Genomic DNA, 15,740 nt, shown 5'->3' on the forward strand with positions numbered 1-15,740 from the left:
CTAATTATTTGTCATATTCATAGTCAACTATAGCTACAAAAGCAACTAATTTTGGAGATAGATTGAGATATTTAAAAATCTATCATGAAAAATTAGTTGCTTTTGTCACTTAGCGCTGAAAATTTATGCCATTTATCTAGAAAAATGACAGTTAGGATATGTGATAATGGTTCATTTTATAATTTGAGTTTTGACAAAGCTATTCGTACAAGTAAAATGATAATAGCTTTAACATGTGTTAGGACAGAAAACCAATATGTGCCACAGTCATTATTAGCGTTAAATGGGACAACCAATAAAAACTTATCTAAATCTTTATTAGAATCTCACGAAGTTGTAAAAATCGAGAAAGTAAAAATAGGCACAAATGATATTAGCAAAACTATTTTCGAGAAGACAGTATAAAAAGGTCAAAAAATTTGACCTTTATTTTTTACGTATTTTCTTACTTTTCGTTTTTTTTCTTTTAATTACAATAAAAAGAAAAATTAGCTATCTTGATAATTTTAACTTTTGGATATATTTTTTACATGTAAAGTGCAATTCGGAATTGTCTTTATTATTTTATTTGTTTTTTGTTTTTGTAAAAAATTAGAAAAGGAGAGGTTCAAAAATGAAAAAAACAAATATCTTATTGGGTAGTGTTTTAATAGCTTCATTGGTAAATGGTGGAAGTGTATTTGCAGATACAACGGGTACGGGATCTCAGGCTGATCCAAACAGTGCAAGTACTACAGTTACGACAACATTAACTGTCCCTCATACAAATACCCCTAAAGCTCCTACGGATCCTGCTGATCCTACCAATGGTCTAAATGAACAAGGAACTGTTAATGGAGAAGATGGAAATCTTGGAATCGCTTATTATCCAAAAGCTTTTAATTTTTCTGGTCAATTAGGAGCAAGTGAATTAAATTTATCAGATGTTGGAGAAAATAATAGCTCACATAATGCAACATATAATATTGGTGTAAAAGATAACACTCATACAAATAATCAATGGATTTTGACTGCACAATTAACATGGACAAAAGGCAACTTACCAGGGGCAGAAATCAAACTAGCTAATATGAATGGTACAGTAATGCAAAATAATAATAATGGTACAGATAATTTTGATACAAATAATTTAGTATCTCAAGCTCCGCAAGTTGTTACTGGTGAAAGTAATGTATCTATTGGTCAAGTGGCAACACCAATTATGTCTAAATCAAATACAACTGTAGGTATTGGAACTTATGATTATAAACTAGGTGATTTAGGTGCGTTAAAACTTAATATTCCTAATGCAACTAGTTTACAGGCTGGTGATTATTCTGGAACAGTAACATGGAATTTAGCAGTCACTCCTGGAACCGCTGTTGCTACTGATTAATATTGGTAATGTTGGGGTAATTATTAATAGGTAAATTAATTCATTAGAATGTTAGTTTACCTATTAATATACATGTAAATTCGTTGATCGTGATGAATATCAAATGAGTGGCTATTAATTCTGATAAGAAATTTTTTCAAGTATTTATATGAATGAAGGCAATGTAATATTGATGTAACAAGGCTGATAAATATAAGAAGGATGGAATAAAATGAAACGAGCGATTGGTATTACAATATTAATCTTATCTATCTTTTTCTGTGGTGGAACCATTGCTTATGGGGAAGAAGGGATTGGTGGATTTACCATCGAAGGTGTGCCAAATGCTCATCAATTGGATTCCTCTGTTGGCTATTTTTATTTGAAAGAAAACCCGGAAGAAAAAGATGAAATCAAAGTGAAGTTGATCAATGAATCTTCAAAGGAAAAAACATTAGAAATTAAAGTAACCGATGCAAATACGAATCCTAATGGGATCATTGATTATACGGGCATGATTAAAAATCACAAGTTGTTGAAGACACCATTAACACAAATTGTTAAGGCCAATCAGTCAGAAGTGAAAGTTCCTGCAAATAGTACGAAAGAAACAACATTAACTGTAACGATGCCTAAAGATCGATTTGAAGGAATCGTGTTGGGAGGAATTGTTGTTTCTGAAAAAAAAGATGAAGAAAAAAGTAAACAAACGGTCTCTGTTGAAAATACGTATAGTTACACTTTAGGTGTAGTATTGACGAATGAAACAGAAAATCAAATGAAGAAATATATTTCAGTCGAACTAGAAGATGTTGGGCCGATTCTTTATGATGGTCGTCGAATTATTCAAGCAGATATTTTAAATCCGAACCCTTATATATTTCCAGATTCGAAAGTAGAAGGACAGATCATCGATCAGAAAACAAAAGAAGTGGTACGAATGAAAGAACAAAAAAATGTCAGTATAGCCCCTTTCTCTGTTTTCCCGTTTCAATTTGACTGGGTAAAAGAAGACTTAAAACCTGGCAAATATCTATTTAAGGGAGTAGTGACCGGTGATAAAAAAGAATGGAAGTTTGAAAAAGAATTTGAGATTACGGAAGAACAGGCCGATAAAATTAATCAAGAATCTGTCTTTCAAATCCAAATTCCGAAATGGGTAAGTATTGGCTCACTTGTGTTTGCTTTATTGGCCTTCATGATGATAGTTTTCTTACTTCTAAGAAGTAGAAAGAGAGGAAAATAAAATGAAACATAAGAAATTTAAGATGATACTTCTTCTGTTTTTAGGCGTTTTCTTTCTACAATCCTCTACGATGGTTTTTGCAGATATGGCAGACTCAAAAGAAACGGATGTAGCTGTGGAGTTATGGGAAACGATTGCACCTGATAAAGCTTTACCGGGAGAAGATTCCCCTATAAAGAATCAACCGGATAGTTCTAACATCGTTAAAGAAAAAAGCGGTATTTTTCCACAAACAGGAGAAATCATGAGTAATGGGTATTCCTGGATAGGAGTTGTGATCGTTTTATTTGCTGGTACTCTCTATTATTTAAAAAAGATAGCGAAGGGGAGAAACTAAATGTATATCTATCCGATGGTTTACATGACTTTAGGAATCATTTTTCTAATAGTGAGTCTATATCTTTTTTTAAAAGACTATAAAAAAGTAGTTCAGCAACAGTTGGAAAAACGATTGCTTTTTTTGAATATATTTAGTTTACTGTGTGCATTGGGAACAATGGGCATGAGTATTATCTATTTTTTCGTTATCAATAATCAATTATAGGAATATTGAAGGGAAGAAGGTGAGAGGATTGAAACGATTAATAAATGGACTTTTTTGTTCTGTGCTTGTATTGGGATTAGCTAGTAATAGCGGTGTATCAAGTAGTCATGCAGAAGAAAATGTGGTTACTTCTGATCCTACTAATTTATCTGAATCTTTAGAGTCTGATAATCAAAGTGAACAATCATCTGAGCCTTCAGGCAGTACAGAAAATGAAGAGAACATAGTTTCAGATGAAAAATCTTCTGAAATGATAGATCAGATATCGGATCAAAATAACGAAAACAATGATATTTCAGAAAAAAAATCGAGTGATTCAACTGAGCAATCTTCTGTTTCTTCTAAAAAGCAATTGGCTAAATCTAATTTAGCAGTAGCTCAAACAGGAAGTGGAGAATCATTTCCAATAAATGATTGTACGTATGTTAATAATAAAGATGGATCAATCACATTAACCGGTTATCATGGAACGAAAACAGATTTAGTTATTCCGTCTAAAATTAGTTTTAATGGTCAAGAGGTTAATGTGAAAGTTAAATTTTTAAACACCAATATTAATGCTTTGTTTCCTACTAATGTACACAGTGTTACCTTTAGATCGGTGAATGGGACCAAAGTACAGTTAGAAAATAATACTCCTGGAGGGGTGAATCTAAATCATTTATTTGCGATATCTAATGTAGTGTATCCTAATTTAACCAGTCTAGATTTTTCTGGATTAGATATGAGTAACGTTATTTCTATGTATTCAACTTTTAATGGTAGTTTTATTCCTAGTTTAAAAACGATTAATTTTGGAGATAATACACTATCTAATGTAACAACTATGGAGCTAGCATTTTCTAATTTAAATAGCTTAGAAACGATTCAACAACATTGGACTTTTGGAAAATTAACAACTATGTATCAGATGATTTGGATGTCTGAAAATAATACCAGTCAGTTGACCTCTATAGGAGATACCAGTCAATGGAACACATCGACTGTCACAAATATGCAAGAAGTATTTTTAAATTGTGTCAAATTGAAAAGGTTGAATCTAAGTACTTGGAATGTTTCTAATGTAACGACTATGAACTCGATGTTTTTTAATTGTCGAGGATTAGAATCTATCGAAAATACAGGAAATTGGAATATTTCTAATGTAAAGGATTTTAAAGGAATGTTTTTTAATTGTGTTTCTCTCGATACAATACACATGGATAATTGGCAGATAGCTGAAGATGCGCAATTAGGTAGTATATCTCCTGATTTTGATAATCCTATGTTTTACTTATATAGTCGTGGGTATGATCCTTTACCCGCACTAATTATTGCTTCAGATAAAAAATTATTGAATTATTCTTATGCAGAAGCAGGGTATAAACCAAAGTGTGAAATTCGAATTAACGCAAATACTGGTAATGTAGCTAAGAATCCATATTGGGATAGACAAAATGATAAAAATACAGATTTAAGTTACTACTTTTATCAAATAGCAATCCCTACATCAACATATACAGAACTAGAACAGTTATCAGGATCAGAGCTACAATCTAAAATAAGAGAATGGCTAGAGGATAATGTCCCAACAAAAGCAGATTTTGCCTTAAAAGGATGGGCTCCAACTGATCCATCATTTAATCAAAAAATTGAACAAGTTACAGATTTTTCAACATTCATGTCTAGTCAAGCAGAATTTAAAGCAGAATGGGTCAGCGATAAATTTGATACTTCTTCAGATAATACAAAACTTGATCCCGCTGGAAGTTTAGGTCTTGCCTACTATCCTACAACCTTTACGCTTGATTCAGCGGAACTTCAATCATCTGGGCAACAAGAAATACCAATCCCAAAAACAACTAGTTTTAATGTTGGTGTAAAGGATCGTACACGAACTCAAGATGAGTGGTATGTGACGGCACAATTAATTTGGGATAAGATTCAAATTCCTAATGCTTATATTCAAGCGACTAATAGTAATGGGACAGTTATGCAAAATATAAGCACCGGATCAGGGAATTATGATCCAATAACAGATTTGCAGTCTCTTCAAGGAAGCGGCATTACAGGAATGGCAAATTATAAAATTACTACTATGCCAAATACTATTATGGAAAGTAGTGGAAGTACTGTGAATAATGGTGTCTATGATTATGATCTTGGGGATTTAAAATTAGTGATACCAGATGTTTCTCAAGTACGAGCAGGAACTTATTCTGGTCAAGTAGAATGGAATTTGATCAATGGGCCTGCGTAACATTTTTTATAAAAGAATGAAACACGCAGTAATTCGGCTTTTTAGTCAGTATTATTGCGTGTTTTTCTAACTTAATTTCTTGTGAAAAAATTAAACTAAAAATAGGAGAAAGGCAAAATGAATGTTTACAAAAAAAGATCAGAAGAAAGAGTTGTAAAATATACTTTGAGAAAATTATCTCAAGGATTATTTTCTGTTGCGATTGGCTCATTTATTTTTATCAGTCAGCCGAATACACTGGTTTCAGCGGATGCAATTAGTGAAACTTCCTCTATTTTTCATCCATTAAAGAATGAAGTAAAAATAGAGCTGATACCTATATTGTCAAAGGATCTTTCCAATGTACAAAAAGAAACTATGACAAAAGAATTACCCAAAGTCAATATTTATGAGAATCAAAAATATTACATGGTTTATTCAGAAAAAGAAGAGCGTAAAGCAAGTGTTCTTCCACAAACGAATGAGCTAGAAACATTAAAATATGTTTATTTAGGAACAGGAATATTTTTATTTAGCTGGGCGCTTTTAGCGAAAAAAGCGAAAAAAAATAAATTCTTACTTAGTTTATTAATCAGTAGTTCATTAAGCAGCATTCCTATTGTCGCTAAAGCAGAAGAGGTTACTCTCAATTTAGACCATTATAATCAGACGATCTATCTAGAAAAAGGCCAAAAGTTACCAATTATTTCTACGGAGATTCCTGGATATAAATTTTTAGGTTATGTATTGATTGACGAGAAGTCAGCATCTTCTGATAAAAAACAACCTGTAGAACAAATAATTGAAAAAGGAACGAAAGTTCCAGTACCCGTAACAGAAGAAAAAGAAGAGACGCTAACTGAAGTTATGCCATATACAACAAAAACTATAGATAATCCAGAACTGGAAGAAGGAATTACAAAAGTCAAAACAGCAGGAGAAAATGGAATAAGAAGTATCGTATACAAAGTAACTTATGATGCGACAGGAAAAGAAATTAACCGAGTAGAAGTAAGTGAAACAGTCACAAAAGCACCTGTAGAAGAAGTAATCGAACGGGGAACAAAACCGAAGGTTACAACAACAGAAAAAGATGAAACGGTGACAGAAGTAATTCCATATACAACAAAAACTGTAGATAATCCAGAACTAGAAGAAGGAATTACAAAAGTCAAAACAGCAGGAGAAAATGGAATAAGAAGTATCGTATACAAAGTAACTTATGATGCGACAGGAAAAGAAATTAACCGAGTAGAAGTAAGTGAAACAGTCACAAAAGCACCTGTAGAAGAAGTAATCGAACGGGGAACAAAACCGAAGGTTACAACAACAGAAAAAGATGAAACGGTGACAGAAGTAATTCCATATACAACAAAAACTGTAGATAATCCAGAACTAGAAGAAGGAATTACAAAAGTCAAAACAGCAGGAGAAAATGGAATAAGAAGTATCGTATACAAAGTAACTTATGATGCGACAGGAAAAGAAATTAACCGAGTAGAAGTAAGTGAAACAGTCACAAAAGCACCTGTAGAAGAAGTAATCGAACGGGGAACAAAACCGAAGGTTACAACAACAGAAAAAGATGAAACGGTGACAGAAGTAATCCCATATACAACAAAAACTGTAGATAATCCAGAACTAGAAGAAGGAATTACAAAAGTCAAAACAGCAGGAGAAAATGGAATAAGAAGTATCGTATACAAAGTAACTTATGATGCGACAGGAAAAGAAATTAACCGAGTAGAAGTAAGTGAAACAGTCACAAAAGCACCTGTAGAAGAAGTAATCGAACGGGGAACAAAACCGAAGGTTACAACAACAGAAAAAGATGAAACGGTGACAGAAGTAATTCCATATACAACAAAAACTATAGATAATCCAGAACTGGAAGAAGGAATTACAAAAGTCAAAACAGCAGGAGAAAATGGAATAAGAAGTATCGTATACAAAGTAACTTATGATGCGACAGGAAAAGAAATTAACCGAGTAGAAGTAAGTGAAACAGTCACAAAAGCACCTGTAGAAGAAGTAATCGAACGGGGAACAAAACCGAAGGTTACAACAACAGAAAAAGATGAAACGGTGACAGAAGTAATTCCATATACAACAAAAACTATAGATAATCCAGAACTGGAAGAAGGAATTACAAAAGTCAAAACAGCAGGAGAAAATGGAATAAGAAGTATCGTATACAAAGTAACTTATGATGCGACAGGAAAAGAAATTAACCGAGTAGAAGTAAGTGAAACAGTCACAAAAGCACCTGTAGAAGAAGTAATCGAACGGGGAACAAAACCGAAGGTTACAACAACAGAAAAAGATGAAACGGTGACAGAAGTAATTCCATATACAACAAAAACTGTAGATAATCCAGAACTAGAAGAAGGAATTACAAAAGTCAAAACAGCAGGAGAAAATGGAATAAGAAGTATCGTATACAAAGTAACTTATGATGCGACAGGAAAAGAAATTAACCGAGTAGAAGTAAGTGAAACAGTCACAAAAGCACCTGTAGAAGAAGTAATCGAACGGGGAACAAAACCGAAGGTTACAACAACAGAAAAAGATGAAACGGTGACAGAAGTAATTCCATATACAACAAAAACTGTAGATAATCCAGAACTAGAAGAAGGAATTACAAAAGTCAAAACAGCAGGAGAAAATGGAATAAGAAGTATCGTATACAAAGTAACTTATGATGCGACAGGAAAAGAAATTAACCGAGTAGAAGTAAGTGAAACAGTCACAAAAGCACCTGTAGAAGAAGTAATCGAACGGGGAACAAAACCGAAGGTTACAACAACAGAAAAAGATGAAACGGTGACAGAAGTAATTCCATATACAACAAAAACTGTAGATAATCCAGAACTAGAAGAAGGAATTACAAAAGTCAAAACAGCAGGAGAAAATGGAATAAGAAGTATCGTATACAAAGTAACTTATGATGCGACAGGAAAAGAAATTAACCGAGTAGAAGTAAGTGAAACAGTCACAAAAGCACCTGTAGAAGAAGTAATCGAACGGGGAACGAAAAAAGTAAAAATAGATAAAAATAAACTAGAAACAGTTATTGATCAGGCAAAGACGTATCAAGAAAACCAATACACAACAGCTAGTTGGGATGTACTAAGAAAAGCATTATCATCCGCAGAACAAACATTTAATGATACAAATTCAACTCAAGAACAAGTAGACCAAGCTGTAAGCACTCTACAAGCAAGTATTAAACAGTTGGAGAAAAAACCTGTAAACAAAGAACAATTGAAACAGTTGATTGACCAGGCAAAAACGTATCAAGAAAATCAACATACAACAGCTAGTTGGACTGCATTCAAGAAAGTATTATCATCTGTGGAACAAACATTTAATGATACAAATTCAACTCAAGAACAAGTAGATCAAGCTGTTACCGAGTTACAACAAAGTATTCAAAAGTTAGAAATAAAGACAGTAGATAAAAATGCATTACAAAAGCTTATAGATCAAGTAAATAAGTTAGAAGCAGATTCTTATACTACAGATAGTTGGTCACAATTGGATGCGAACTTACAGAATGCTACACAAATTATGGAAAACCTGCAAGCAACACAAGAAGAAGTAGACAAAGCAGTGACTGAGTTGCAACAAGCTATTAATCAATTGAAGAAAAAAGAAGAAGTTCCTGTTGTTAAATTGGCTTCTATTGATGAAAATGTTGATCAAAAAACAGCAACCATTCATTATGAGATAACAGATACAGATAATACGCTACAATCAATTCAAGTAAAAGTATATCAAAATCAAGCTTTAAAAGAAGAACAAACTGTTGATTTAAGAACACATTTAGTAGTACTAAATAACCTTGCTTATAATACTCCATATACTTTAGAGACAATTTATACGTATAAGATCAATCAAGAATCAATCAATAATGTTCAAAAGGAAAAAGAAACAATTGAATTAGTGCCTAAAAAATTAGAGATCACTAACTTCAATTCATTAAAACTCTTCAAAGTTAATGATAATGGCTCTCTGACAAATATTATTGGCTTAAAAGAAGTACCACAAGATTTAGCTAATTATATTGTTCAAATCAACTCAGTAAACAATAAAGATATTCTATTACCGGTTCATGAGATTCAAGAAGTCACTGAAAATGGGGAAGCAAAATACAAAGTGACCCTTTCATATCCGGAATTGGTTACCTATGACTCAACCACGAATGATTTTATTGAAAACTATGCGTTTTATATTAATAAAATTATACCAAAAGAAAATGTTTATACGACGTTTAGTGAGTTAGTAAATGCAATAAACAATAATCCAAGTGGTACATTTACAATTGGTGCAGATCTTTCTGCTTCAGAAGTAGTAGCAAACGGAGATAGTTATATTACAGAAGCCTTTACTGGAACACTAGAAAGTGAAACTGGAAAAGTTTATACGATATATAATCTGAATAAACCACTATTCAATGCTATTAATAACGGTACAGTTAAAAATATTCATTTAGTTGACGTATCTATAACTGGAAATCAAAGTGATGTTGGTTCTTTGGCAAAAACTGCAGACCATACGACAATTGAAAATGTTCATGCGATTGGTAAAATTTCTTCTATTGTTAATGCAGGAGGATTATTATATAAAGCTGATAATACTACTATGAATGATTCATCATTTACGGGTGAAATCAAAGTAACAGGTACAAATAATTATGCCTTAGGTGGTTTAGTTGGATTATTTTTAAATTCAATTATGAGAACTAGTTACGCTGATGTAAATATTTATTCAACAACTAACCATACTGAACATATAGTTGGTGGTTTAGTAGCACGAGCTGGAGATAATAGTCAAATTTATAAATCTTATGCTGCAGGAGAAATTTATAATTCTGGCAAGGGTGGATCAGTAGGTGGTATTTTAGGAAGTGCATGGTGGAATGGAAGATTAACTGATGTCATATCTTTTGTTAAAGTTAATAATGGAAGTATTATTCATGGAAATAATAACTATACGTATGCTCCATTTAATAATGTATATTTTGTTCAAGGAGTAGCTAAAGGAAATAGTTATACTAATTCTAGTTCGATTACAGAGGAACGCGCGAAAGAGCTGATTAATCAATGGGGAATAAAGACAGTTGAGTTAACTCAAGCTGCTACTATGACAGATTATAGCTATTTATATGGTTATCAAAAAGAGCGAGAAACTGCTTATCGAAATATGGAAAAACTCATTCCTTTATATGATCGATATACGATATTACGTTACGGTAACTTAGTAGATCCAAGTAGTAAACTCTATACTACGCCAGTGTTATCTGTGACACCAGCAAAAGATCATCAAGTAATTACAGATATTTTTGAACAATTGTCAGAAATCAATCAGTTGTTGGTTCATTATTCTGATAGTACGGCGGAGTGGCTAGCTTTATCTAATGAATCTAGCTTTAAGAATACGAAATTAGTAGAATTTCAACTAGGAAATAATCTCATTTATACGCCAATGCAATTCCAAAATAATTTTGAATCTCTATTGAATCAACTAAAAACAAATTTTGATGGAATTGAATTCCTATCTACAGATATGCTTCAAAAATTTGGGTTCATGTGGACAGAGGAAGAAGTACAAAAAGCACAAGAACAGGCAATCACTAATTATGAAAAAGATAGTAAAAATCCTCCGTTGACTGATGAGAAGAAACAAGAATTACGTATGCAAGCAGAAAAAGATCTTCAAGAGTCTAAATACAATAAACTAAGAGATATGTATCTATGGGAATCCTTTGATGCAATCAAAAAGAACCTGAATCAAGAATTACGTTCGATCTTGGTGAATAGTACAGTTATTGATATGGAATCAACTGGTATTTCTAACTACTTATTTAACAAATTAAAAGACCAAGCTCAAAATTTACTTTTAGGATTAACATATGTCAATCGTCTCTATAATATTAATTATGGTGATGTGAATACGAAAGAGTTGGCGATGTATCGGACCGATTTTTATGGTTCTATGGTTGATAACTTAGATTGGTTGATTTCTTTCGGAAATATGAGTTATGAAAGCCTGCAAGTTAAAAATAACTACAGTACCTTTGGGACACAATTCTCAACGGTAACTGGAAAAACGAATTTGATCGATTACTTGGATTATAATCGTCAGTTATTTACACCTAACATGGATGAAAATGACTGGTTTAAAGCGGCTACAAAAGCCTTTGTGTATGAAGCACCGTCGAAAGAAGTACCGGGTGCGGAAGTGAAGATTTATCCTCGATTAAAAGGAAAATATCGAGCAGAATACCGTAACTTTATCTTACCATTATTGAATTTGACTTCGAATAATGTATTTGTAGTAACAAATATGTCAACGATTACTTTTGGGTTATATGAACGTTATATCGATGAAGCGTTGAAGAAAACACCAGATGAGTATGCGAAAAAGGTAAAAGAATTCGAAAAAACATTGGTTCATTATGGTGATTTGTGGGCAGGTTACTATGATACTTGGTATCGGATTGTGGATGATAAAGTAAAAAGTCAGCTATACACACGAGATATTCCAGTCTGGGATGGGTACTGGATCATTGATAATACTCAAGATGGTTATTGGAAGAATCGTTGGGTTGGAAGATATGATATCAGTGTTCCTGCAATGGTTGAATTCTTTGGAGCTATTGGAAAATGGTATAATCCTAATGGAACTGGTGCATATGCAAATGGTAATTTAGTACATTTTGTTGTAGATGCAGTCGTATCTGATTATGGGACTTCCACATTGACACACGAAATGACGCATAACTTTGATGGGGGAATTTACTTTAATGGGTATGGTCGTCGTGATGGAGAATATGCGGAAAACTTTGCGATGGGCTTATTACAATCGCCATATACAAAAGATTCTTCTGTTTATGGATTGAATCTGGTTTATGAATGGCCTGAAAATAGTCTACGTTCTCAAAATTATAATCCATTGATTTTCCAAAATGATCAAGATTTATATGATTATATGCATGGTGTATTTGATGTTACGTATTTGTTGGATTATGTAGAAGCTGAGGTTACGCTAAGTCAATCTAAGGAGGATCAAAAGCTACTCTATCGTAAACTTATTTTTGATAATGGTTCTGATAAAGTTGTAGATTTTACCGAAGAAGAATGGAAACAAATGAATCTAAAAACTGTCAATGATTTGATTGATAATAGCGTAGTATCTAAACGTTATTATGGTGGTGCTAATGTTGGAAACAATGCATATTATCAAATTTCAATGTATGCGCCAATCTACTCTGCATTACAAAATAGTAACGGTGCTTCTGGAGGAATCATCTTTAGAAAAACAGCCTATGAACTGTTAGCCGCAAAAGGTTGGACAGAAGGTTTTGTGGCATATGTATCTAATCAGTACAAAGAACAAGCTAAAGCAGAAGGAAAAACTTTCTCTGATGTATTTATCATTGAGAAAATTTTTGGAGATAAATACGAAAACTATGCAGCATTCAAGAAAGCTATGTTTAAGGAACGGAGTGATAAGAAAAATCAAATTAAATCGATTACCGTGCAATGGAATAACTCAACGCATGTAATTAATAACTATATTGATTTGCAAGCGTTATTTATGGAAGCTTTGCAGTATGATTTGTTATTAATCAAAAATAATCAAAATCCAAGATATATGGATAATTTGAAAGCTAAGATCATGCAGAGCTATCATTTATTAACGAATGATTTTAAAGAATCTATTTTCAAATAAAAGAATGTACCATTTCCTTTTTAGGGAATGGTACATTTAACTATTTTTTATAGGGGAAATACGTATGAAGCAGATTACTAAAAGACTAGAAACATCTTTAACTACTTTGTTGACTAGAAAATCTTTTGAATCTATTACGATTAGTGAGTTAGCTTATAACGCTAAAGTTTCGAGAAGAACGTTTTATCTTTATTTTAAGGATAAACATGAATTTATTTTATTTATCGTTGATAGACACCTGCAAAAATGAAAGAAGCATCTATTAAAGATCGTCAAACTCTATTGAAATCTACTCAATTTTCCAAAAACTTAGAAACTATTTTATACTCTAATGAAGCTTTCTTTTATGTTGCTACTTACGTAGGTGAACATCGATTGATTTTATCTGGCTTAACGTCTAAGAACAGTACACATGCGTTTTATGATCAATTGTATCGGATAATGATTGAAGAATTTCATGAACGAATAAAAATATTTAATGGAAGTTATATCTATAGTATTCCGATTAAATATATTGATCAGTATTATAAAAGATTGTTTTAACCTTGATTTCTTCTTGCTCTAATCTTGTTCTTGAATCAAGGTTTCTAACTTTTTTAATATGCGTTCTCTGCTCTTAAACAAATAACTTCTTCTTCAAGAGACTCGTCTTTAAGTTTTTTTAGGAATATTTAGCTTGGAATTCATACTAATTTTTCTGCTTCTTTTTTGGCTCTCAAGTGAAGAAGCACCGCCTTCTTCATATTGCTCTATCCATTTACTTAGAGTTCTATTTAAACCGATATTAAATTTTTTTGCGGTTTCTTGGATAGAAAGACCATTTGTTTCCATATATTCTATAACATCAATTTTAAATTTTGTAGTGTAGCTTTTGCCACCTCCAACCATGATAGTTATAAATCCTTATCCAATGTCTAACCAGTGTACGATTTATTTGATATTTATGTGCAAGATATTTGTATCCGTTTTCGTTATTTAAATAATCTGAAACTACTTTTTTCTTAAAATCAAATGTATATATCTGCAAAAAAAAACCCCCTTTTAATTAGATTTCTAGTCTAATTAAAAGGGGGGCACATCATTTAAGGGGCTAGCGAATTGCGAGCCATTCTAGGGGTTTTTACTTTTCTATTTTAGATTAATAAAAATAATTTTAAAGAAGTTTATTTTATCTATTTAAATCAATCAAGATTTCTTTAAAATTATTATCTATATTTGTATAAGATATATAGTATATATTTGGAAAAATCGTATTATTATTTTTCAATCTCTCATCACAAATTATAATGTTATTCTTAAATTGTAAAGGAATATCCTCCAATGAATAATATATATTATCTAGTAAAATTCTATTAGAAGATAGTAGGTACTCTTGGATTTTTTTTCTATAGATTAAATATATATTTATATTTTTAGAGACTACTATAATCATTTGTTTCTTCTGATTGATTATGGATATAAGTTCTATGCTAATTCTATTTAGTTCTTCTTTAGAAAATTTAAATTCTTTGTCACTAAAACTCTTTATCCAGTTATTAGTAATATTTAGAAATTTATTTAGAAATATTTCATGAGTATTTTTCTGATAGATAGGGCTGGATAGAAGGAATTCCTGCTCTGAGAAAAATAGTGGAGTTATAAATCTTAAAATAGAGCTTTGTATTATTGTATCATTGATATTGTTAACTTTAAGATTTATATCTAAAGCAATTAATAAATCAGGTATTTGAGGATTGGTTTCAATCATTTTATTCATCAATAAAAGATGGTCTTTTTCAAATAAAACATAATTGTTTACATTAAATGAGATCATTCTAAATACAATGGATAAAAAAGCGATTTCATGATCATCTAACTCAATACCTATAGTTGATATAATACGTTTTATTTCCAAAAACATTAAACTGGATTTAAGAAACTTTAAGTATTTATCGCTAATAAAAATAGGATTATTTTCATGTCGTTCTATAGCTAAATAGATACCTCCCAGAAATAAGCGCTTTTCTAATTTATTCATTTTTATATTAAATGGTATTTCAATATTATCATATATAGATATATTAAAAGGTACTTCAATCCTTAATAAAATTTCAAGAAAAGAATAGCGGTAGTATAGTTCACTTTTAATAGCTTTTCTATTTTCAAAATAAGCATTAACTCTTTTTTTTAGATGATAAGCCTTTGTTAATGAAATATATTCTAAGTCAGCTATATCATAGTAACTGTATTCAATGTTTTTTAATTTTAAAGTACAGAGCTTCAAAAAAATTGAATCCCTATAGATTAGTTCTGCCACATCAAAATATTCTGTATCTTTTTTAAAATATATTCTATATATTGGACCTTTGTGATAGATTTGATTGATATACTTGCTACACGTATTGCAAATAAAACTAAAATCTCTTTTAAATGTATCTATAGTGAAAGGTATTTCAAGTATATTCAGATTTATTTCAGTAAAATAGAAAAAATATTTTAAAGTTTCTGTCTTTCTGATTATGTCTTTTTCAATATACTCTTTTATCATAAATATTCTCCTCCAATGTCGTATATGCTCATATTTTTAGTTAAATTATATTAATATATTACAATAAAAAGATTTATTTTTTATTATTTTATCTTTTGAAATTAAATTTTTAAA

At 31.3% G+C, this 15,740-nt stretch carries 9 protein-coding genes and 1 pseudogene; 8 read left to right on the plus strand and 2 right to left on the minus strand.

Annotated features, from left to right (window positions below):
• The first annotated feature begins 613 nt into the window (after positions 1-613).
• The 8 genes from IGL28_RS13535 (at position 614) to IGL28_RS13570 (ending at position 13,642) form a co-directional block, all read left to right on the plus strand.
• Entirely contained in the window at positions 614-1,375 is a 762-nt protein-coding gene (locus IGL28_RS13535; protein WP_325810414.1) for a WxL domain-containing protein, read from the plus strand.
• Positions 1,376-1,586: 211 nt separating this feature from the next.
• Positions 1,587-2,600, plus strand: coding sequence for a DUF916 and DUF3324 domain-containing protein (locus IGL28_RS13540; protein ID WP_128427733.1), 1,014 nt, complete (start codon positions 1,587-1,589; stop codon positions 2,598-2,600).
• Between the two features lies 1 nt (position 2,601).
• Positions 2,602-2,937 carry an LPXTG cell wall anchor domain-containing protein gene (locus IGL28_RS13545; RefSeq protein ID WP_128427734.1) on the plus strand — a complete coding sequence of 112 codons (336 nt, stop codon included), beginning with the start codon at positions 2,602-2,604 and terminating at the stop codon, positions 2,935-2,937.
• Positions 2,938-3,144, plus strand: coding sequence for a hypothetical protein (locus IGL28_RS13550; RefSeq protein WP_081123767.1), 207 nt, complete (start codon positions 2,938-2,940; stop codon positions 3,142-3,144).
• Between the two features lie 19 nt (positions 3,145-3,163).
• Positions 3,164-5,383, plus strand: a complete 2,220-nt coding sequence (locus tag IGL28_RS13555; RefSeq protein ID WP_438843977.1) for a BspA family leucine-rich repeat surface protein — start codon at positions 3,164-3,166, stop codon at positions 5,381-5,383.
• A gap of 117 nt (positions 5,384-5,500) precedes the next feature.
• Positions 5,501-13,099, plus strand: a complete 7,599-nt coding sequence (locus IGL28_RS13560; protein ID WP_438843978.1) for a G5 domain-containing protein — start codon at positions 5,501-5,503, stop codon at positions 13,097-13,099.
• A gap of 64 nt (positions 13,100-13,163) precedes the next feature.
• The gene (locus IGL28_RS13565; protein WP_081129220.1) at positions 13,164-13,349 is read left to right on the plus strand and encodes a TetR/AcrR family transcriptional regulator; all 186 of its coding nucleotides are present in this window, start codon (positions 13,164-13,166) and stop codon (positions 13,347-13,349) included.
• A complete protein-coding gene (locus IGL28_RS13570; RefSeq protein WP_081125806.1) occupies positions 13,346-13,642 on the plus strand; it encodes a hypothetical protein in 297 nt (98 codons plus the stop codon). The genes IGL28_RS13565 and IGL28_RS13570 overlap by 4 nt, the downstream gene beginning before the upstream one ends.
• On the opposite strand, the pseudogene IGL28_RS13575 reads toward IGL28_RS13570, so the two are convergent.
• Positions 13,632-14,126: pseudogene (locus IGL28_RS13575) on the minus strand (transposase); the annotation flags it as partial. The gene IGL28_RS13570 and the pseudogene IGL28_RS13575 overlap by 11 nt on opposite strands.
• A gap of 141 nt (positions 14,127-14,267) precedes the next feature.
• Entirely contained in the window at positions 14,268-15,626 is a 1,359-nt protein-coding gene (locus tag IGL28_RS13580; protein WP_181934729.1) for a hypothetical protein, read from the minus strand.
• Between the last annotated feature and the right edge of the window lie 114 nt (positions 15,627-15,740).

This window comes from Enterococcus sp. AZ077, from assembly GCF_051714965.1.
In the GTDB taxonomy this organism is placed as follows: Bacteria; Bacillota; Bacilli; order Lactobacillales; family Enterococcaceae; genus Enterococcus_B; species Enterococcus_B hirae.

Bases quoted from the DNA above. Each gene is read 5' to 3' on its own strand.
- IGL28_RS13535 (WP_325810414.1), top strand. From the start codon at position 614: ATGAAAAAAACAAATATCTTATTGGGTAGTGTTTTAATAGCTTCATTG.
- IGL28_RS13540 (WP_128427733.1), top strand. From the start codon at position 1,587: ATGAAACGAGCGATTGGTATTACAATATTAATCTTATCTATCTTTTTC.
- IGL28_RS13545 (WP_128427734.1), top strand. From the start codon at position 2,602: ATGAAACATAAGAAATTTAAGATGATACTTCTTCTGTTTTTAGGCGTT.
- IGL28_RS13550 (WP_081123767.1), top strand. From the start codon at position 2,938: ATGTATATCTATCCGATGGTTTACATGACTTTAGGAATCATTTTTCTA.
- IGL28_RS13560 (WP_438843978.1), top strand. From the start codon at position 5,501: ATGAATGTTTACAAAAAAAGATCAGAAGAAAGAGTTGTAAAATATACT.
- IGL28_RS13565 (WP_081129220.1), top strand. From the start codon at position 13,164: ATGAAGCAGATTACTAAAAGACTAGAAACATCTTTAACTACTTTGTTG.
- IGL28_RS13570 (WP_081125806.1), top strand. From the start codon at position 13,346: ATGAAAGAAGCATCTATTAAAGATCGTCAAACTCTATTGAAATCTACT.
- IGL28_RS13580 (WP_181934729.1), bottom strand. From the start codon at position 15,626: ATGATAAAAGAGTATATTGAAAAAGACATAATCAGAAAGACAGAAACT.